General features: G+C 42.7%; 16 protein-coding genes and 1 tRNA gene. 9 read left to right on the forward strand and 8 right to left on the reverse strand.

Annotation, left to right across the window (positions count from 1 at the left end):
* The first annotated feature begins 196 nt into the window (after nt 1–196).
* The 6 genes from SD449_RS16745 (at nt 197) to SD449_RS16770 (ending at nt 7,372) form a co-directional block, all read left to right on the forward strand.
* A complete protein-coding gene (locus SD449_RS16745; RefSeq protein ID WP_318312213.1) occupies nt 197–1,465 on the forward strand; it encodes a DUF2157 domain-containing protein in 1,269 nt (422 codons plus the stop codon).
* The gene (locus tag SD449_RS16750; RefSeq protein WP_318312214.1) at nt 1,455–2,039 is read left to right on the forward strand and encodes a GDYXXLXY domain-containing protein; all 585 of its coding nucleotides are present in this window, start codon (nt 1,455–1,457) and stop codon (nt 2,037–2,039) included. The genes SD449_RS16745 and SD449_RS16750 overlap by 11 nt, the downstream gene beginning before the upstream one ends.
* A 153-nt stretch (nt 2,040–2,192) precedes the next feature.
* The gene (locus SD449_RS16755; RefSeq protein WP_318312215.1) at nt 2,193–5,018 is read left to right on the forward strand and encodes a hybrid sensor histidine kinase/response regulator transcription factor; all 2,826 of its coding nucleotides are present in this window, start codon (nt 2,193–2,195) and stop codon (nt 5,016–5,018) included.
* Between the two features lie 168 nt (nt 5,019–5,186).
* Nucleotides 5,187–5,336 (forward strand): hypothetical protein, encoded by a 150-nt coding sequence (locus SD449_RS16760; RefSeq protein ID WP_207035658.1) that lies wholly within the window; start codon nt 5,187–5,189, stop codon nt 5,334–5,336.
* Nucleotides 5,337–5,388: 52 nt separating this feature from the next.
* Complete coding sequence (locus SD449_RS16765) at nt 5,389–5,970, forward strand: hypothetical protein (RefSeq protein ID WP_318312216.1); 582 nt, start codon at nt 5,389–5,391, stop codon at nt 5,968–5,970.
* Between the two features lie 49 nt (nt 5,971–6,019).
* Nucleotides 6,020–7,372 (forward strand): hypothetical protein, encoded by a 1,353-nt coding sequence (locus SD449_RS16770; protein WP_318312217.1) that lies wholly within the window; start codon nt 6,020–6,022, stop codon nt 7,370–7,372.
* A 185-nt stretch (nt 7,373–7,557) separates the two neighbouring features.
* Here SD449_RS16770 and SD449_RS16775 read toward each other — a convergent pair whose 3' ends face one another.
* Entirely contained in the window at nt 7,558–9,828 is a 2,271-nt protein-coding gene (locus SD449_RS16775) for a xanthine dehydrogenase family protein molybdopterin-binding subunit (protein WP_318312219.1), read from the reverse strand.
* A gap of 22 nt (nt 9,829–9,850) precedes the next feature.
* Nucleotides 9,851–10,312, reverse strand: a complete 462-nt coding sequence (locus tag SD449_RS16780) for a (2Fe-2S)-binding protein (RefSeq protein WP_318312220.1) — start codon at nt 10,310–10,312, stop codon at nt 9,851–9,853.
* Nucleotides 10,313–10,839: 527 nt separating this feature from the next.
* Here SD449_RS16780 and SD449_RS16785 point away from each other — a divergent pair.
* Complete coding sequence (locus SD449_RS16785; RefSeq protein WP_318312221.1) at nt 10,840–11,790, forward strand: DUF4382 domain-containing protein; 951 nt, start codon at nt 10,840–10,842, stop codon at nt 11,788–11,790.
* Nucleotides 11,791–12,042: 252 nt separating this feature from the next.
* On the opposite strand, the gene SD449_RS16790 is transcribed toward SD449_RS16785, so the two are convergent.
* The 3 genes from SD449_RS16790 to SD449_RS16800 all read right to left on the reverse strand — a co-directional run bounded on the left by SD449_RS16790 (nt 12,043) and on the right by SD449_RS16800 (nt 17,562).
* On the reverse strand, nt 12,043–14,685 hold the full coding sequence (locus SD449_RS16790; RefSeq protein ID WP_318312223.1) for a carboxypeptidase-like regulatory domain-containing protein: 2,643 nt from the start codon (nt 14,683–14,685) through the stop codon (nt 12,043–12,045).
* Nucleotides 14,686–15,017: 332 nt separating this feature from the next.
* Nucleotides 15,018–16,559, reverse strand: a complete 1,542-nt coding sequence (locus tag SD449_RS16795; RefSeq protein WP_318312224.1) for a phosphatase PAP2 family protein — start codon at nt 16,557–16,559, stop codon at nt 15,018–15,020.
* Nucleotides 16,549–17,562, reverse strand: coding sequence for a transporter family protein (locus SD449_RS16800; RefSeq protein ID WP_318312225.1), 1,014 nt, complete (start codon nt 17,560–17,562; stop codon nt 16,549–16,551). The genes SD449_RS16795 and SD449_RS16800 overlap by 11 nt, the downstream gene beginning before the upstream one ends.
* A 258-nt stretch (nt 17,563–17,820) precedes the next feature.
* Here SD449_RS16800 and SD449_RS16805 point away from each other — a divergent pair, with 258 nt between their 5' ends.
* Nucleotides 17,821–18,150 (forward strand): hypothetical protein, encoded by a 330-nt coding sequence (locus SD449_RS16805; protein WP_318312226.1) that lies wholly within the window; start codon nt 17,821–17,823, stop codon nt 18,148–18,150.
* Nucleotides 18,151–18,218: 68 nt separating this feature from the next.
* Nucleotides 18,219–20,396 (forward strand): TonB-dependent receptor, encoded by a 2,178-nt coding sequence (locus SD449_RS16810; protein ID WP_318312227.1) that lies wholly within the window; start codon nt 18,219–18,221, stop codon nt 20,394–20,396.
* 295 nt (nt 20,397–20,691) lie between these two features.
* On the opposite strand, the gene SD449_RS16815 is transcribed toward SD449_RS16810, so the two are convergent.
* The 3 genes from SD449_RS16815 to SD449_RS16825 all read right to left on the reverse strand — a co-directional run bounded on the left by SD449_RS16815 (nt 20,692) and on the right by SD449_RS16825 (nt 21,943).
* On the reverse strand, nt 20,692–21,135 hold the full coding sequence (locus tag SD449_RS16815; RefSeq protein ID WP_318312228.1) for a hypothetical protein: 444 nt from the start codon (nt 21,133–21,135) through the stop codon (nt 20,692–20,694).
* 221 nt (nt 21,136–21,356) lie between these two features.
* Nucleotides 21,357–21,428 (reverse strand) — tRNA-Arg (locus SD449_RS16820).
* Between the two features lie 107 nt (nt 21,429–21,535).
* Nucleotides 21,536–21,943: a response regulator gene (locus SD449_RS16825; protein ID WP_318312229.1), complete on the reverse strand. Its 408-nt coding sequence runs from the start codon at nt 21,941–21,943 to the stop codon at nt 21,536–21,538.
* Between the last annotated feature and the right edge of the window lie 21 nt (nt 21,944–21,964).

Raw genomic sequence — 21,964 nt, forward strand, 5'->3', positions numbered from 1 at the left:
TATATTTACAAAAGCACATTTCAAGGGTTTTCATGCGTTTTTATCCCTTAATTAACGGGAAACCATCTGAGGCAAATGTATCAAACTTGTATACTGCAACCCAACAATAGTGGCTCCAATATCAAGATACATTTTAAGAATAAATATGTATCTTCATCCACAACAAACTAGGCCATAGGCCTATAAATACAGGACTATGAGCCTACTCAAAGACCTGCCAGAACTTATCAATGCCGGGGTAATCTCAAAAGATACCGCAGCGGACATAGAAACCTACTATAAAAGTAAAAACGGGCCGCCCACAAACAGGCTCTTTTTAGCTTTTGGAATCCTTGGGGCACTCTTGGTCGGTTTGGGCTGTATTCTGATCATTGCCCACAACTGGGACGATTTTTCGCGTAGCACAAAAACCATATTTGCATTTTTACCACTTTTATTGGGACAGGCCCTATGTGGTTATGCCCTTTGGAAAAAAGCGGACAACCTGGTTTGGAAGGAAAGCGCAACGGTTTTTCTGTTCTGCGCTGTTGGGGCCAGCATTGCCTTGGTGAGCCAGATATATAATATTCCCGGAAATTTGAGCGGTTACCTGATTACCTGGATGCTATTGTGCCTGCCCCTTATCTATGTAATGAAGTCTTCCATGGCATCCTTGCTTTATATTATTGGAACAACGTACTATGCATGCGAAACCAGTTATTGGGGATTTCCAACCTCGGAGTCCTATCCCTATTGGGCCATGCTGGTTGCCATAGTTTCCCATTACCACGGATTGCTTACAAAAAAGCCAAAAAGCAACTTTACCCGTTTTCACAACTGGATTGTTCCGTTGTCCATAATCATCGTGCTTGGCACTCTTTCCAAACAGTCCGAAGAACTCATGTTCGTAGCATACATGAGCCTATTTGGGTTATTCTATATTTTCGGTACAGGCAACTTCTTCGAACTGGCGTCAAAGAAAAATGGCTACACCCTATTGGGCAGCCTCGGCACGATCATTTCACTTCTGATTTTAAGTTTTAATGAGTTTTGGAACCATTTAATAAAAGAAGATTTTTTGTTCGATGAAGTTTTCATTGCACCAGAGTTTATCGTTAGTCTGGTGGTTACCTTATTGGCAGCAGTGCTTCTGTATTTCAATAGAAAGAAAATAAGTGTGTTTTCGGTCGCATTTCTGGTTTTTGTTCCGATATTCTTTTTGGGAACATTTAGTTCCACAGCAGTTTTACTGATAAACCTACTCGTTCTTGTTATCGGAGTCCTGACCATTCGTGATGGAGCCGATCAAAACCACTTGGGCATACTCAACTACGGACTGCTTATTATCACCGCTTTGATCATCAGTCGCTTTTTTGATACCGATCTAAGTTTTGTAGTGCGCGGCGTTCTCTTTGTGAGTGTTGGTGTGGGTTTCTTTTTGGGCAATTATTGGATGTTAAAAAAACGGAGTGGGAATGAAAAATAGCAAAACCAGAATAGTGTTCCTTATCGTTGTGGCCTTGGTACAGCTATACGTTCCCGCCAAAATGGTTTGGAACCAAGAAAGCATACTGGAGGAAGGCACCGAATACAAATTCAAGACTGCCCCGGTCGACCCTAACGATCCTTTTAGGGGAAAATACATTACATTGACTTTTGAAGAAAACACCTTTACCGTGCAAGATGAAATGGACTGGTCCCGGGGTGAAAAAGTGTATGTCCTTCTTGGCACGAACAAATCCGGGTTTGCAAAAATAGATTCCATTTCCAAACAGGTTCCCAACGGCCAGCAGGATTTTGTAGAGGCCAAGGCATGGTTTGTGTCCAGAAACGGGGAAAACAAGGTATCAATCGATTACCCGTTTAACAGATTTTATATGGAGGAATCCAAGGCGTACGATGCCGAAGCCACCTATCAAAAATCACAGATTGACACAACCAAAACCACATACGCCCTGGTTTCCATTAAAAACGGGGATGCCGTGCTAAAAGATGTGTTGATAGATGATATTCCGATCAGGGAAATAGTCATAAAGGAACAAAGTAAAGACCAACGCTAAAATTGGTATTGGCAAGAATTAGGCTCTTAAAAAATCCTTTGGTTGCCTTGTTGGTCAAAACCTATCCGTTTTTTGGCAATTTAACATGGGAACGGAGGGTAAAGTGGAATTTTGGTTAACTTGTCCTGTCAGGTTGATGATAAAATTGATATCATGATTAAAAGAGGCTTAGTTTTTATTCTTACGTCAATTTGGTTTTCATCATTTGGTCAAAATGTACCTGATGGGTTTTTATCCAATCAAACACAAATAGATTCCTTATCCGAATCATCAAAATATGATGATGCCCTCCAGCTTGCATTTCAAAATCTTGAAATCGCAAAAAGAGAAGGTTCCCATCTGCTTTTGGGACAGGCAAAGAGCAAAATCTCACATCTATACTTCAGGAAGGGCGATTACGATTCCACAACCCATTATGCAAAGCAAGCAATGAGCTTGGCGAGTGCCAACAAACTACCAGAGGTAATGACAAGCGCTTTGCTTTCACTGGGCAATGTCCATTATTCAAAGTTCGAAGACATTGATGCCATAGACCACTATCAAAAAATAGATTCCATTTCCGAGCGCTATGGTGAAAAAAACCCACACGTGGTAAATGCGCTGTTCAATCTGGGGAAGGTACTGTTGCGAACCTACAGCGTACAGGACACATCCTATATTGGGAAAGCGGAGCGTTATTTCCGCAGTGCCCAAAAAATGGCTTCGGAAATCGGAAATCCTGAAGAGGAACATTTCGGCTATATAATGCTGGGCAATATTTATGGGCAACGACAGGAATATGAAAAAGCTATCCCTTACTTTAAAAAAAGTTTGGCCTATTTTGAACGTATGGGCTCCAGTAAACGGGTGGCGGACATCTATTGGTCCCTTGGTATTATTGAGACGGACCTCAACAACTACGAGCAAGCCGAATTTTATTACAAGAAAAGACTCGACCTATTGACACAGGCGGGAAACCCCAAAGAAATCGCAAATGCCAATCGGGTCCATGCAGGTTTCCTTCAAAGAATCAACAGACACCGAGAAGCCATCCCATATTTGGAAAATGCATATGATTATTTCCAAGATTCCGATGCGGGCCATAGTGGCATTCTATTGGGAATTACAAGCTCACTGGCCGAGTCGTACAGGAAAACGGGAGATTTTGAAAAAGCTACCGAGTTCTATAGCCAAACCTTGGTGCATCAAGATTCTTTGGATGCCCGAAAACAAAAAAGTCTTGCATTGGACCTGGAAGCCAAATATCAAACACAGAAAAAAGAACAGGAAATTGCATTGTTAAAATCACAAAGTGAACTGGCCCAGGTACGCAAAAAAAATCAACGGAATATTCTTTTGGGGGGAATTGCACTTATCTCGTTGGTTGCCCTGTTTCTATTTTTGCTGTATCGTAACCGACAAAAGACCAACGAACGGTTAATGGAACTGGACACCGCCAAATCCAACTTCTTCGCCAATATTTCCCATGAGCTGCGCACCCCATTGTCTTTGATACAAGGTCCGGTAGATCAACAACTGGAAAACGCCCGCCTTAGTGAGGAAGACAAACAGAGTTTGACCATTGCCAAAAAAAATGCCGAACGGCTGACCACATTGGTGGACCAATTGCTCGACCTGTCCAAACTCGAATCCAGTTTTTACAAATTACAGGTTGGCCGAGGGTTGTTTTCCTCTTTTCTAAAATCCATTGCTGAATCGTTTGTGTTTCAGGCCAACAAAAAATCACAGCTGCTCAACATTCAGATTTCCATTGAAGAACATCTCTACTGGTACGATGCCGATGTGCTTCAAAAAATAGTGGTGAACCTTTTGGGCAATGCACTAAAATACAGTCCCGAAAAGGCCGAAATACATGTAAGTGCAAACATTGGGGATGGCAACCTTTCGTTATCTGTAAAAAACACCGGCATTTCACTTTCCAAAGAAATGCTCAATAACATTTTCGACCGTTTCCACCGAAGCCACGAAAATGAGCCGGGAACAGGTATTGGTCTGGCACTTACTAAAGAGCTGGTGGAACTGCACAAGGGCAAAATACACGTAAAAAGCGATGCCGATAGTGTCACTTTTTATATGGAGGTCCCCGTTCATGAAAATGCCTTTTCAATAAACGAGAAGGATATGCATTCGAAGCCTACCACTTACCAAACCCCATACCAAGAGAGCGAAATCATTGATGGCCATAACAATGAAAGGGTTTCTGTAGAAGACAAGGAGGCCAAGGACATTATATTAATTGTGGATGACAATGAAGATATACGCACGTATATTTCTTCCATTTTGCATAACAAATACCATGTAATCACCGCTGAAAATGGCGATGTCGGATTTCAAAAGGCACTAAAGCAGGTGCCCGATCTAATCATCACAGATTTAATGATGCCCAAGGACAATGGGCTGATAATGACCGAGAACTGTAAGACCAACGATACTACATCCCACATACCCATTGTAATGCTCACCGCCAAGACTGGCGATGAAAACCGATTGCAAGGATTGGAGATTGGAGCCGATAGCTATCTGACCAAGCCATTTAACAATAAAGTTTTGAAGCAAACGGTCCAAAATCTTTTGGAGAGCCGTAAACAATTACAAAAACGCTTTAGCCAAGAGGTAATATTAACCCCAAAGGACATTTCAATTGGTTCGTATGACCAACGGTTCTTGGAATCCCTACAAACCATTTTGGACGAACAATTGGTCTCGTCCGATTTTAACGCGGAGGCCTTCTCCGTTGCCATTGGCATGAGCAGAATGCAACTTCATCGCAAGCTAAAGGCACTCACCGGTCAAACCACATCGGAGTTTATACGGGGCCAGCGGCTAAAACTGGCAGCCAAACTTTTACAGGAAAGTGATGTCAACATCTCAGAAATAGGATATCAAGTAGGTTTTAACGATCATTCCTATTTTACAAAATGCTTTCGGGAAACCTATGGCCTCTCCCCTTCTGAATTCAGTAAGAACAAGACATCTTAATCTCTTTCTAACTGTCTTATACCAGTTCTGTTACATATTTCATAGGCTTTGATACATAATTCATAGCCCCCTGTCCCCCATACCATTAAGTTTGCTTCCAAGGTTGGCAGTGTAGGTCACAAACGTATTCCACCTTACCAATAACTAACAAAAAAACTTCATATCAACATGAAGAAAAAGAGATATGAAGGGATACTGGATGAAGTTCCCCGTTTTGAAATCTGTTTAAATGTCAACAAACTCCAAAAAGGAAAATACATGCTTAAGATCATGAACCGAAACAAAATCATCAAAAACACGCACTTCTCCAAGGAATGACTCCACGGCAAAACACAAGCTTTTAATTGAACCATTAATTACAACCTTAGAAATGAAAACCTCTTTATTTATTAAAACAACAATTATTATTCTCTTGGCCTCTTTATTCATCGGCTGTTCCGCAGAAGATGGTGAGCAAGGTCCGACAGGCCCTCAAGGAGCACAAGGTGAACAAGGGCCTCAGGGAACGCAGGGCGAACAAGGACCAGCTGGACCCCAAGGTGAACCTGGAGAAGATGGAAATGCCAATGTAATCGCCTCTGAATGGATACCGGAACAATTTTCGAATAATATTGTAAGCTATACCCAATTCTATATTGAGGATGAAGCATTTACCAGCGATATTTTAAATTCAGGAACCGTTTTGGTATATGGGCGCGATGGGGCCTCCGTAGTTCCCATCCCCGTGGTCTTCAACAACCAAACCTACTACTTTGTATTGCCGGAAACTTTGGGCGAAATCATCTTTATCGCCCGCTCAGTTGATAACTCAACTACCGCATTCACCATCTTTACAGATTTTAGATATGTGATTATCCCTGCCAGCAATACTACAACGAAAAACGAGCAGACCATAAACTTTAATAAAATGACCTACTATGAAGTAATGGACCACTTTGGTCTTTCTTATTAGCAATGACCGTGAACGAAAACTACAATACTTTTTATAAATAAGATACATCATGAATACTGTAAAGCCATTTTTTAAACTACTATTTATCTGCTTTGCCCTTTTGTTACAGAGCTGTAGCAATGATGACAATGGAAGTGAAATGGAAGATGAAATTGAAGACGTCGATGACGTTGGAGATGATGACGATGACAACGACGATGACGGGGGGGAAATTACCGTTGGGACCTTGGTTACATTGAGTCCTTCCAATAACGAAAAGCCCGTTTCCAAGACACCGACCATAGCCTGGGAAGAGTACGATGGAGATCAAGCGGTAACATACTCCGTTTTTCTTGGAACCTCCGAGGATGGGTTAACAGAATTCGCATCCGGACTTGACATGCCCACCTTTGATATAGAGGAAACCGACCCCCTTGAGCTGAACACCGACTATTATTGGCAGGTAATAGCCGTTGAAGATGGCACTACCCTAGCAGAAAGCGAAATACAGGTCTTTACCACCGAAGCCATATTCGCCACCTTGATTACCGAAGATGCAGCATACGGTAGCAGAAAGGGTACGGCTGTTGAAGTTTTTAATGAAAAAATGTGGTTGATAGGAGGCAGGGACGAAACGGATACTCCGCTCCCGGATATTTGGTCCAGTGTAGATGGTGAAAACTGGACATTTGAAGGCAATCTTTCTTTTGGGGCCATTTATGGGCACGACCTGATAGCGTTCAATGGTAAACTATGGATCTACGGAGGTATTTACGAGGGTATTGTGTCCAACAAGATTTTTAGTTCCGAAGATGGCATCACTTGGGTGGAGGAAACGGAGACTACACCCTTTACTCAATATCAGTCCTCTAGATTTACAGTTCTTGGAGATCAAATATTTAGGATTGCCGGCTACAGGGGCGATGTGGAAGAACTTTCCCCTGAGCGAAATGTATATAGCAGTTCGGATGGCTTAAATTGGGTGCTGGAAACCGAAAACCATGGGTTTGAATCCAAATACGGTTTTCGAATTGAAAGCCTTAACGACATCCTTTATTGTTTTGAACCCGACCCGGATTCGGACATCGAAGCAATCAGCACCAGGACCAGTTCGGATGGCGTCAATTGGTCCGACCCAGTTGTTTCCGATATTCGAGAAAGAGGTATAAACTCTGTAAGCACGGTGGTATTCGACGATAGAATCATATTGATGACTACTCCTGTTGATGGCCCGAACAGCTCCTCTACCTTTTATATATCCCCAAATGGTGAAGATTGGGAATTGGCCACTACGATTGATTCCTTCCCTATACGGGCTATTTTCTTTACGTTGGTCAATTTAAATGGGGAACTTTTTGCGATCGGAGGGACTCAACGGTCCAATTTTTCATCAACCGATAACACTGTTTGGAAGTTGAATTAACTAAAATCCCACAGTGGCAACATCAAGGTTTAGATATCGACTTCGGTAGGAAACAGAAAATGTCACAAAAGGAATTTGGAACAAAGAGCTATAAATCGAATAAGAAAAGAGGCCCTGGTAAGAATTCAATTTTTTACCGGGACCTTCTATTTTTATAGTATATATTCCTGATACGATTTCTAATTCTATCCAACCAATGGAGGTTTATCCGTTATAAACGGTTGATGGTAATACCGTCTTCCTGTAGCTTTGTACAATGCATTGGCCAAGGCACCCATAATTGGTGGAAACGGTGGCTCTCCCATTCCAGTTGGATCAATATCACTTTTTACGAAATGGGTTTCAATGGCTCTTGGAGCTTCGCTATGGCGAATCAAACGATAACGATCAAAATTGGTCTGTTCCGGAGAACCGTCCTTAAATGAAAGTCCGCTGTACATCGCATGACCGATTCCATCCACAGCGCCACCTTCGGATAAGTTTGTCGCTGCATCAGGGTTCACCACAATGCCACAATCAATGGCCGCGGTAACTTTTTGTACTATTGGGGTATCGTTTTCCATCACAACGTCCAACACTTGCGCTACATAACTATCATGGCAGAAATACGCCGAAACACCACGATGTAGTCCAGCTTCATTTTGTCCCCACTTTGCTTTTTCACGAACCAATTCAAGGACTCCCGCATATCTTGAAGCGTCATAATCATTGGATTCCGGAGCACCTACGGGGTTCTCTTCTGCCCGCTTTAAAAGTTCCAGCCTAAAATCAATAGGGTCTTTTCCCATTTCCTCGGCCAATTCATCCAAGAAAGATTGTTCGGCACCGGCGATGAAATTGGAACGCGGCGCCCTAAATGCCCCGGTAGTTATATTAGTGTCCACGGTGAAATCTTCCGCCAAATAATTGTCGATTGCCCCAGCAGGAAAACGATTGGCAAAAAGTGGACTTTCCGGAATACCGCCAGCTTTAACATGGAAGCCGACCAAATTATTGTCCGCATCCAATGCCGCTCTATAGGTAGCATAATAGGATGGCCGATAAATTCCTTGGGTCATGTCGTCTTCACGGGTATACATTAATTTCACGGGAGCCTTCAACCGTTGGGATATGGCCGCAACCTCCACCATAAAATGACCATATAGTCTACGTCCAAAACCACCGCCCTGACGCGTCATCTGAATATCGATTTTTTCCAAGGGCAGCCCTAATCGCTCAGCTACAGCCAGTTCCATAAACTCCGGGGTTTGGGTGGGGCCCAATAGTTCCGCATGGTCGTCCGTAACGTTTGCGAAAAAATTCATGGGTTCCATGGTATTATGGGCCAAAAATGGACAACTGTAACTTCTTTCTATGATTTTTGCCGCAGTATTGAACGCTTTCTCTGGATCACCGTCCTTTCGGGCCACTTTACCGTTCTTCGATATCAATTCCTTTAATTGTGTTGTATGAGTGCTCGAGTTTTCCATGCCTGCCGGATGCTTCACCTCCATTTGGTTCCCGAACAAGGTCAAATTTTGTGTCATGTCCGGATTGTTTTCCCATTCAATTTGCAATGCTTTTTTGGCTTGGAACACTTGCCATGTCGTTTCTCCAACAACCACCACTACTTCATTGAAGGCCGTAAAATGGAATGCTATTTTATCAAAGTCATCATCGTAAAGTTTCAAAGAAAAAACATCTTTGATGCCAGGCATTTGCTTGGCTTGTTCGGCATCGAAGGACTTTAAGCGTTTTCCAAAAGCAGGTGGATGTACCAGACCGGCTATCAACATACCTTCTCGTTGCACATCGATTCCGAACAATGGTTTGCCGGTTACTATTTTTTTACCGTCCACATTTTTTCTTGATGTTCCAATGATGGAGAATTCGGAAAGTTCCTTTAATTCCACTTCTTCGGGAACTTCCAATTGGGCCGCTACCGATGCCATTTCGCCATAGCCGGCCGACTTACCACTGGGTTCGTGCGATAGTGTTCCTGCAATTGCGGTAACCTCGTTAACGGGAACTTCCCATGATTTGGCCGCCGCCTCTTTTAACATTTGCCGGGCAGTTGCCCCGGCCATTCTCAAACTTTGCCACGAACTGCTTATCGACCTACTACCACCCGCTATTTGCCAGCTATATAAATTGGTGTTGAGCGGTGCCTGTTCCACCAACACGTTTTTCCAGTCTATCTCCAATTCATCTGCTACGATCATGGGCATGGACGTCCTAACATTTTGCCCGATTTCGGGATTTGGCGACATAATGGTAACGATGCCATTATCCCCAATCTTCAAATAACCGTTGATCTCGTACCATTCCTTGGGCATTTCAATTTCCACACCTACTGCTTCCGCCGCCTTTGGTTTACAGGAATTGAACAGATTGAACCCAAGGATCAATCCACCTCCCGCAATACTTGTATTCTTAATAAAAGCCCTCCGGCCAATTTGTGATTTTATCAGTGTCATTGTAATTGTATTTAGAGGTGAATTAGGAATTGCTTCCTGCAGCCATTTTAACTGCTTTCTTGATTCGGGTATAGGTCCCGCAGCGACAAATATTTCCGTTCATGGCCATTTCGATTTCCTCATCACTTGGATTTGGATTCTTTTCCAATAATGCGGAGGCCGTCATAATTTGTCCCGCCTGACAATAGCCACATTGGGGAACATCGACTTCCAACCAGGCCTTTTGCACAGGATGGTCACCTTGTTCGGACAGTCCTTCAATGGTCACGATTTCCGAATTGCCTACCATGGAAACGGTAAGCATGCATGATCTTGTGGCCGTACCGTCCAAATGAACCGTACAAGCACCACATTGGGCAATACCACACCCATATTTTGTTCCTACAAGTTTTAAGTTGTCCCTTAATACCCAGAGCATCGGGGTAGATGGATCTACATCTACTTCCTTGACCTCTCCATTGATGTTTAATTTGAAAATTGCCATAATGTTAGTTCTTGACCTCAAATTACTCATTTTATTGCAATCATTTACAGCTACATTCAAGCATGTTTTAAAAAGCCTGTTAAAAATATGAATGCGAATTAAATTTTATATCAGTGAATTGTTCGGTGGGACCGAAAAACGTCTCACCAGAAAATATATCGATCAGATCAATGAGGATGCAAAAAAGTAGCCTTGGCAAGAATCGAACTTTTCCCCTGAACCCATAGTTTTAAAAGGGTTTTTACTTATGGATTTAAGAATATCGACATTTTACAAACTACCATTGTCGATTTTGAAATGATACAATACCTCCCATTTTGGATATGAATGATTGGGGCGGCAAAAAAGATTCTAAACTTGAGAACATGATTTCTTAAAAAAGACAGATAAGAAAAATCAGCATAACTTTTTGGCTATCAAACCTCTCTAATCATGAGGTAAAATCTTTACTATTTTGAAGTAGGGTTTACTCGATTCAGTTTGTTACAATAATAAAGAATATTAAAAACCTCAAAATCTTAAATTTTATGAAACCCTTTTTGAAAAATGTCGGTATTACAATGGGAATAGCAGTTATGATGTTTTCCTGTAGTGATGATAATGGAAATGAAAAACCAGAAGGTGAAACCTATAATACCACTTACAAAATTACAGATGCACCTGTGGACAATGCCGAAGTCGAAGCTGTATTCATAACAGTTTCCGATATAAAAGTGGATGGCACCTCCCTAGAGAGTTTCAGCAAGACCACATTCGACCTTTCCGCATTGGTAAACGGACAGACCAAGACCCTAGGAAATCTTCAAATGGAAGCCGGTTCCTATAGCAATATTGAATTGGTGTTGGACTATGATGCTGATATGGATGGCAATGCTCCCGGATGTTATGTGGAACTGGCCGATGGATCAAAGGACAAGATCGAATCTACCACACCATCCATCGATATAACCGATAGTTTTGAAGTATTTGCAACAAATACCAACGAAATCATCATTGATTTTGACCTAAGAAAGACCCTTAAGGAAGAACAAGGGACCTTGGAAAGTGACTTTAACTTTGTTACTGCTTCCGAACTGAGTGCCGGTCTTAGAGCCGTGAACAAGGAAGCTACGGGGGAAATTCAAGGTACGGTGAACGATGCAGAGAGTACTTCGGACAAAATCGTGGTATATGCCTACGAAAAAGGCACGTACAATGCAGAAGTTGAAACACAGGGACAGGGTGAGAGCAATATTCGGTTTGCCAATGCCATTACCAGCGCAGAGGTTGGAGGCATCAACAATTCCTATAGCCTTAATTTTTTGGCAACTGGTGAATATGAACTGATTTTTGTGTCCTATACACAAGATGGCAACCAATTTTATTTTAATTCTACCTTGGAAGTTGAATCTACAACAGGTCTGGACTTGGGAGCTTTGGAGATAACTTCGGCGCTTCAATTAAGTGCAAATGTTACTGTAATCGGAACATCTTCCTAAGAAAGAAGCAATAGACCCATTATACCAAAAAGCCCCAAAATTGGGGCTTTTTTTATTTGGTTATTTTCTTTTCCAAGTGTCTGGAATTCGAAAACGTTTGACTCCAACAATGATAGCGGTTCCTCCAAAAATCATTCAATTTTGAATATCCTGTGTCAAACATTTAGGTTCTGACTTCAACTCACTATCCAAGTAAAAAATATTACGCGAAGTAATTGATCCTTCGTTTGGTTGATTCCCATCTATCTGCAATTAGATTTTTAAATGGACACCGAATATAATTTGTCTGAAACCACCTCCAAAAATACCTGAAGTCGCCCTGTTCAATCGTGAGGCCCGATAAAGCCTATCGGTGATGTTTTTTCCGTTAACGAAAATGCTTGCCTCCACTTTTTCACCAATACCGAAATCATAGTTCGCAAAAACATCGATGGTCGTGTAGACAGGCAATTGGCCTATGGCCCCATCTGCGGATTCGTTCACAAAATTATGAAACTCCGTGTACTGCTTGCCCACATGATGTACATTGAAGCCACTGGACAATCGGTTCCAATCATAAGTAAGACCAAGGCTCATATTGATATTGGGGGTATAGGGGGCCTCGGCATTGGAAATACCTTCGTCACCAAAGGTAATGACGCTTCTGGTAATATTGTCAAATTGTGATGCATCAATGGTTTCATCGGTCAACAATGTCTCGCCTCCCCCATTGTCAATGTAAACATCATAGGCCGTTCTATTCCCATTCACTTTTGCTATGTATTCCGCACGCGTAGCACTTCCATGGATAACCTGTGAAAAAAGGTCCCTGTCTTCCAACTTCCCTGTCTTTACCTTGGAATTCATATAGGTAACATTGCCCAAAAAGTGCAGTTGATGATCGTTTGTGTCCAAAAGTTCGGCATTGATTGCCAATTCAATACCTTGTACATTGATTTTTCCCAGCTCGGTAAACACTTCATTTCGACCTCCCGCATAAAAGTTTCTGCTGGCATTGTGGAAATAGGTTAACTGCCCTTGGATATGGTTGTCCAATAGGCCGCCACGCCAACCGATTTCCTTGTTCCAACTCAATTCAGGGTCAATATTGATGCTTTCTCCCGCCAATGGATTGGTTACCACACCATCCTGCTCCACCAAAAACCCGAAGACTTTGGAGGGAGCTATCATTCCTTGATATATACTCCCATAAAATTCCCCACTGCCATACTCATAGTTTATCGTAATTCCAGGTAAAAATTGATTGTAAATATTGGGCTCCCGACCTTCTGTTGTGCTTTCCAGATCAGGGTTCTGTGCCAAAGACAAAAGGTCCTGTCTAAACATATCCACGTGCTCAAAACGAAGTATCGGTGTTGCACCCCATTTTCCAAAATGGAATTCATTGCGAATATAACCATTGACCGACCACAACCTGTACCATAGATCCTTGGTCGCCGTCCCGTACCTTGCCCATCTGGAGTTGTCAGCCTCCAAGAAAACGTCCTTAAAAGTTTCACGGTGCAGATTGATGCTCCCCTCGAAGGCACTGGGCGACCCAAAGGCATTCCAATCCTTGTTCACAGTTTCCTTGATTCCGGAAACTCGGTAGATCCATCGGCTATCAGTGGTACTTTCCTGTCCATTCTCCACACGACCGACGATTACGTAATCTTCATCATCAAACGTCCTTCCTTCCAAATATCCATATCTATCGTTAAATATTTCATCGCCCACATAATCCCGAACTTCTGACGCGAGCACCTTGGTTGTGACCTGTCGCCACCAATCCCGCTCAAAATCAGATGCATACACTTTTGTGGTAAAGCTAAGGTCATCCTCTGGAAGCCATTTATGGATAATATCCACACCATACCGTCTCATGGTAAATTGGTCGGCGTCCAAAGGGTTTTGTGTCGGGTCCGTTTCAAACGTAAATGGCGTTTGGGAGCTCAATGAGGCCTGATTGTCCTCAAACTGCCCACTAACCTTGAAATATAAGGATTGGTTTTCCGACAGCTTGGCAAAGATCTTAGCGTTAAGGTTCAAGATCTCCACAGAAGAATTATCGGTAAAACCATCAAACTTCTTGTAGACACCCTCTACCAAACCACCTAGATCATTCCAGGTACCTCCGTAGGAAAACAGGGCAGAAGAATAATTGCGCTGACCCCCTGTCAACTTAAGCCTAAGGGTTGGTTTTTGTGGTGGTAGGGCTGTAATGTAGTTGACCGCACCATACATATTGTTCGGACCGTATCGCAGTAAATCAGCTCCTTTGTACACCTCTATCGAGGTAATTCGATCGCTTACCGGATTGTAATAGGCACCAGGTGCAATGTAGGGTGCAGGGGCCGCAGGGGTACCATCTTCCAACAAGAGCACCTTTTTGGAGCGTCTGCCCCATGAACCCCGAATACTGATGTTCGGTCGATTGGACAATCCCATGTCCCCAACAATATTGACCCCAGGAACAGTTCGAAGCACCTCTTCAGTGCTCAGGGGATTTATATTCTTCAATAAAACGGGATTGATCCTAAAATTGCTTCCTTTGAATTCACTTTTAAAATTTTTAGGTGAAGTACTAACAACAACTTCGTCCAAGGTTGTATTGCTCAAACGCATGGCTATCGTTCCCATGGTTGAAGTATTTGGAGTAATCTGGATTCGAGTATCATCATAGCCTAGATATTGCACTACCAAAGTATCCGTTGTCGACCCAAGGTCCATTTGGAAATATCCCTGATTATCGGTCAATGCACTTTTCCCGCTGTTTTTTAAAATAACCAGGGCACCCATCAAAGGCTGGTTATCGGCTTGATCGACAACCTGCCCAGTTATGGTTTGCTGGGCATTCGTCATATGAATCATAGCCAAAGTGAAAAAAAGAATGGAAAAGGTATGCTTAAACGTCATTATCGAATGGTTTTAGCGTCAAAAAAAAAGTGGTTTCTTTGGACAAACAAGGGTATTGCCTGTTTTAACCCTTTCTTTATTGATTTTTACTTTTTATTAATGATACCATTGTCCATATCATTATGGGAGTATAAAGGGCGTCTTACCAAGTGTCCCATTTAAAATCGACCTACAGAAATTTGTCCTCTGGCCAAAATTCTAAAAGCTGCGGTAAAAATCCTTGTATAGAGCCAATCATTTGTGAACGCTTGCACATATCGATGCAATTTGTTCAAGATACGGAGGTACGTATCAAATCTCAATTGAACCTGTTGGCTTTTGATGCATTGAAACTAGTTGTCGGCTCCGTCCGCCCTTGCCCTATTCAAGGTGTATTGGGCCACCTCCCTGCCTTGGTCGGTCCCCACAGTGGCATCAAAGCTCCAATGAATTCCACCATAGACCCTGGATATGGCTGCCTCTTCGGCCCAGGCCCTCATCTGTTCCGCTTCTTCCGGAAAGACATAGGCCAGCACTTCCGAAGCAGCGGCCGAGAAAACACTGTGACCAGAGGTGTAGCTGGGAAAATTCGGGGTTCCTGCAATGGTTTCAAAACCTTCGATCAATTGGATAGGCCTAGGGTAGTGATAATAATATTTGGCATCCCAACAGCTAATGCCCGAATCCATGATGGCCATGTTCATATAGGCCAAGGTACGTGCGGTCTGCAGGGGGTTCAAACGGTACTCTACAATAAGTTCATTGGCAATTCTGTTCCAATGGCCAGGAGGCGTGTAGGTGCCAAGGCCATCTTGCCAAAAGTTGGCGATCCTGCGCTTTTCATCAGTCATATTCCGGGCATGGCCCTTCAATACTTCCACATCGTCCAGAAATTCTTGGGAATCCAATGCGGGAGGGGGAACCGGGCGCACACTCTCCACATCATCAATGCTCCACATGGTCACTTGACTAAACAAGGGGGTCAATCCAACGGGGCGTTCGGGTATCTCCAAATTGTCCCATGCCCAACCAAACCGGTCATATGCAGCTTGCTTAATGGAATCGGAAACGGCCTTGGGTGCCTGGGCATTTTTCATGCCATCGGTGGAGGCCCGGGTCAAGGCCGTTTCGGCAACAGCGTCCCCGATCAACGTTCCCGCATTGATATCGCTTGTAACATTACCTCCCGATAGCAATAGGCTTTCCAAATGCTCGTCTTCCAATTGTTGGAGATAATCCGCCTCCAAGGGAAACATGGCCGTTAGAATATTTTTGGAGGCCCTGGCAATCACGGCACCGTCCGAAGGATACGAAGGGATATCATTCTCCTCATAAGCATAATCGATACTTTCATCCAAAGCATAGGGCGCAGGTCTGTTGTATTGGTATTTATGGTGCCAAGCGGATATAAGTCCGTCAAACTGGGCCACGGACATATAGGCCAATGCCCTACAGGCATATGGAGGGTGCGCAAAGGGAAAAGCCGGCGGCCCTTCGGGATTGGCAGGGTCGGGCAACGTATAGCTCCCATCGGCATTTGGTCCAGGTATCAGGTTATATTTGGCAATAAGCTCCAATGCTATCTCGTTCCAGCGAACCGTAGGATTATTGGTCCAATAGGTTATGGCCTTTTTTTGGTCTGAAGAAATGTCCAACATTGCCTGTTTCAGTTCCTCCAGTTCATTTTGATAGCTTTCTGAGTCAGTGGCGTCGGGAAACGGCACTTCAATGGATGCACCCGACTCCTCAAGTACAGGGGTCCAATTTCCTCCATCAACATCCAGTTCGGAATATGCATATCCTTCATAGGGAATGTACTGTGGCAAATCCTTCTCACAAGAAGTCAATAGCAAAAGGCCCAAGGCCATAAACAGGGTGAATATTTTATTGTCCATCGGTAGTTTCTGTTTGTTTCTTGATTACATTGAATTGGTACGTAAGCCCAAAACCGGTATTGCTAAATTTGGGGACGTTCCTCCCATTGACAACCCGATTGTGATAGGCCACAAATCCCAAACCCTTAACTGATTTCAGGTAATATTGGGCAGCGAACCCAATACGTTCGAATTCCACTTTGTTGGTGGGTTGGGCAGCATTATAGGCACGGATGTCATCCCCGCTGGTGGAATTCAGGTTTATATAGCTCAACTCGAGCTTTAGGGAGGTGTTGAAGAGCCACTTGCCAAAAATAGCCTCGTAGGTCCAAGCGTTGGGAACATCCATCCAGGCGGTATAATAACTTCCGTTGTTATAGTAATAGTCGCGTTCCGCCTCCGTATATCCACGCCATAAATGGGCTATGGATGCCCGAAAATAGAATTGGCTGCTATGCTCGTACTGTCCTATGGCACGCAATGAGAACTCCGGTGCACCAGAACCGATACTGTACGGCCTATAGTCCGAGAGATAGTTGGTGAACGGAGTCGAAAATCCGGCAGTTGTCAACGCTGTGATCTTTCCCGTGCCCAAGTCCTTATGGATGGCCCTGTATTTAAGGGCAAAACCTATATCCTGAAAGCCACGGGCCCCTGCAAACTTTCCTCCATTGGGTTCGGAGGATTCCGTTTTCACATAAGGTAAGCTGATATAAAAGTTAAGGTCGTCAAAAATACCAACGGCTGCCATGGGAAGTACGGTGTTGCGGTCCACGGTAGCAATGGTTTCGTTGGACCTCAGATATTCCCCTTCCCAATACCTGTCAAAAGTGCCCATATCATAGGAAAAAAGGACACATATGTTTTTGGATCGCATCATCAGGGCATCCGATGGAGTTTGCGCGTTCATTGTTTTGGGAACAAAAAGGATACCTAGCAATAGTAGGGACATCCATTGCCATCTTCCCGCATTTACACACGGGCACTTACCGGAGCATTGCCCCGAATATTCGTTTGGAATCATAATCTATTTGTTGGTTGTGAAAACAGGGCCATTTTATGACAAACGTCATAATTATTGGCTGTCGGAGGCTAAAATAGAAGTAAAGGGAACATCCACCTATTAAGGAAACCCCAATGTAGGTTAAGCTTTGATTAATAAGATTAAGGACCGATAAAATAAAGTTACGAACCACTTAATCTATAATACATATTGGCATCAAGCTTGTTCCAAAATCACTGAAACCCTTAGGTTTTCTGTATAATTGTATATCTTCGAGACATGAAGGAATTGGCGGCCATATTATCCATTCTTATCCTTTTGTTATCATCGGTCCCGTGTTGTTTGGAACGTGAGGGTTGTATGGAATCTCCATACGATGGCGTCAGTTCCTATAATGGTTTCAGTGAGACACACCATGATAAGGAGGCACCTTGTTCTCCCTTCTACTCCTGTGGACGCTGTCCTGGCTTTACAATAACTTCGGACAAGTTAATTGCCATCGATATTGTTGAGATAAATTTCAAAAAGACGGTAATACCATATCAGGAATTCATACCCAAAGAGGTCTATTTTTACCACTTGAAACCGCCACGCATCTTTGAAGTATAATCTACCATAACAACATATCCTTGGCCATAAATCGGACCAAGAAAAGCATACTTCAAAAAACTAAAAAAATGAAACTTAAATTATTTTTGGCACTCTTTATTTTGGGGGTTGCACCTGTTCTGGCACAAAACACTCTTGACCTTATGGTCAAGGATTCCATTGATAAAGAACCGTTGATAGGGGTAACCGCTGTTCTGCCTTCACTTGACATCGGAGCGATATCGGATGAAACAGGTACAATTCATATCGAAGACATCCCGAATGGAACCTTCAACCTGCACTTAAGCTATGTTGGATACGCCAAGCTTGAGCTAAGTTTACGTTTTCCCTTGAGTACCTCACAACAAAATCAAACAGTTTATCTGGTTCCCCAGACCGAGGAAATGGAAGAGATTACCTTGGTATCCACCAGAAGCACCCGTACCATTGAGGATATCCCGACACGGGTGGAGGTCATTGCCGGGGAGGAACTATCCGAAAAGGGCAATATGAAACCTGGGGACATACGAATGTTGCTCAACGAAAGTACAGGTATCCGTACACAACAGACCTCCGCCACCAGTTATAATTCCAGTATCCGCATCCAAGGTCTCGACGGAAAGTATACCCAGCTTCTTCGGGATGGTTTCCCTTTATATTCAGGGTTCGCCAGTGGGTTGAGCCTGATGCAAATTGCGCCCTTGGACCTTAAGCAGGTGGAGGTCATCAAAGGGTCCAGTTCTACCCTCTATGGGGGTGGCGCCATTGCCGGACTTGTAAATTTGATATCCAAGACCCCTGAGGATGAGCCCGAACTTAGTTTTATGGCCAATGGCACCTCAGCCCTCGGACTAGATTTGAGCGGATTCTATTCGCAGAAATTCAAGAAACTTGGAACCACGGTTTTTGCCTCTTACAATTTGGGAACCCCGTATGACCCAGCCGATATAGGGCTCACGGCAATACCAGAGTTCGACCGTTTCACTTTGAACCCTAAACTGTACTGGTACCTCGCGGAACAAACGGAACTGTTGTTGGGAATCAATGCCATCTGGGAGGACCGTCTTGGAGGCAATATGGACTATGTAAAGGGGGAGTCTGTGGAAAACCCGTATTTTGAGTCCAATCAAACCGAACGTGTCTCCACCCAATTAGGTTTCAAACATGCTTTTAACGACCAAAATCGATTGGAAGTCAAGAACAGTTTCAGTTTTTATGATCGTACGATTCAGATTCCAGATTTTACCTTTTCAGGTTATCAACGTTCTTCCTTTAGTGAACTGAATTTTTCAACCGGTTCGGAAGATGGGCCTGAATGGGTGTTCGGGACCAATCTTTGGACGGAATATTTTAACGATACCAGGGATGATCGGTCCATAGCGCTGGACCAATCCTATCAAATCTTTGGATTGTTCGCCCAAAATGTATGGCAGATTAGTAAAAAGATTGGTTTGGAAACAGGTATTCGTGCCGACTTCCATTCGGATTACGGGGCTATGGCCCTACCCAGATTGTCCCTTCTTTATGAGCCAAGTCAAAAATTGACATTTCGATTGGGCGGGGGCATGGGCTATAAGACTCCCACGGTTTTTACAGAAGATGCAGAACGGCTACAATTCAGGAACGTGCTCCCTATTGATATTGATCAGACCGATCTGGAAAAATCCATTGGGGGAAATTTTGATGTGAATTACAAGTGGGCTCCCATGGAGGGCATGACCATGTCCATCAATACACTTCTTTTTTATACCAGAATCGATGACCCCATGTTGTTACGGCCCGAAGGGAACGGTTTCTATTCGTTCCAACAACCCGACGGCTACGTGGATACCCGAGGTGCGGAAATCAACCTAAAGGTAAAATATGGGGACTTTAAGTTGTTCACCGGTTATACCCATGCCAATGTAAAACAATATGAAAATGGTAATGTATCAGACTTTCCGCTTGTGGCAAAGCATCGATTGAACAATGTACTGATGTATGAAAGGGAAGGTGACCTTTGGATCGGTCTCGAGGGGTATTATTACAGTCCCCAAAAACTCTCTTCTGGGAATACGGGCCAATCCTATTGGATCGTTGGTTTGATGAGCGAAAAGAAAATTAGTGACAGATTCTCCATATTTCTGAATTTTGAAAACTTCTTGGATACCAGACAAACACGTTTCGATACCATATACTCAGGAAATATCAGTGACCCACAATTTTCCGAAATCTATGCTCCCGTGGATGGATTTGTGATCAATGGCGGGTTTAAACTAAAACTATGAAGTAAGTTTCCTGAGCTCAATACCATCACATACAATTGTTTTAATGCGGCACTAATTGTTCCAATTGGAAAAATTCTCACAACAAATTAAGGAAAGTGTCAAAAAGTAGCCCCAGAAAAAATCGAACTTTTCTTTCGGACCCCCAGTTTTATTGGGGTTTTCACTTTTTGATTTCAAAATGTTGACGATTTGTGAACTCTTAATGTCCATACTTAGATTCCCAAGGTCCTTTTATACACTTGAAAATAATTTTCTTTGGGGTGGTCAATTAAATCAATAAAGAGTTGGAAAGGGATTATTCATCTGTTTCTAATTCTACAAGGTGCGTTGCAAAAGCTTCTCCTCCAATATTTTTAGCAGTTCCCTTAATGATACCATTACCCGAAAAATCAGAATTAAACTTAATTGTGGCAATTGACTTTGCCAATAAACCATCAATTGAATTCTCAATATCTAAAATTTCCATATTGCCAGACTCTATTGTCCACGATATCTTAGAAGTGGAAGCGTTATCGGTTTTTGAATAAAACGTAGTTACAAATTTTATAACTTCATCTGGTAAGGCAGAGTCAGTTCCATCAACACATATTGATACTAAAGTTTCCGGTTGAATAGTTATATCGCAGTCAGTTACACTTTTTAAATTTGTAATCGAAAGATCAGAATCATCGTTTTTAGAACACGATATTATTATTGTGACAAAAACAATTAGCAGTAAAAAAGTTGATGAATTTCTCATAATCGTTTATTTGATTTTTCATAAATGTAGGAAATTTCTAATAATCAAGAATTGGGTTTTCGATGAAAGAATACTAAAAAAGTTAATCAAACCTAGAAAATCCTATTCCCATTTAGGGGCAATCTCTAAATGACAAACCAATTAATTTTACCGAAAAAGTAAATCCCTTTATAATCAATGAAACTTGTATTTGGTAAAGAATTAAGGAAAGTGTCAAAAAGTAGCCCCGGCAAGAATCGAACTTGCATCTAAAGTTTAGGAAACTTCTATTCTATCCATTGAACTACGGGGCCATTGATTAAAATGGACTGCAAAAATAGGTTTTTTTAAAAACTTTATACAACCGTGGGAATCAATTTAAAGTGTTTTTGGACAAAGTTTATTCGATAAAACCTTTAAATCAGTGTACTCTTTTTTTTTCTTCTTCCTTTAAGATTTTCTCCAGAAAAGAGCGCGATAGGGGCTTGTCCACATATCCTGCTATAAAATGATGCTTTTTGGCGATGGTTCTGTCAGATGCCTTGGTAAATGCCGAAAGAATATATACACTGGGCAACTGATGGTCTGGGAACAAAGTCTGAAGGTTTTCCAGAAAATCCCAACCGTTCATCCCATCCATCACAAGATCTAAAAAGATAATATCAGGAAGTCTGTCATGTTGCTCAACAGAGCCAAAACAAGCCTGGATTCCCTCTTCGCCGCTGGAGCATGTGACAATTTCAAAATTGGCATGGGACTGTTGTATGCAGTATCGGGTCGCGAACTGCGACACCAAGTCATCGTCTATGATAAACGTAGTTAACTTCATGTAGGAACTATTACGTAAGTT

The sequence above is a fragment of the Flagellimonas crocea genome, from assembly GCF_033441595.1.
Classification (GTDB): Bacteria; Bacteroidota; Bacteroidia; order Flavobacteriales; family Flavobacteriaceae; genus Flagellimonas; species Flagellimonas crocea.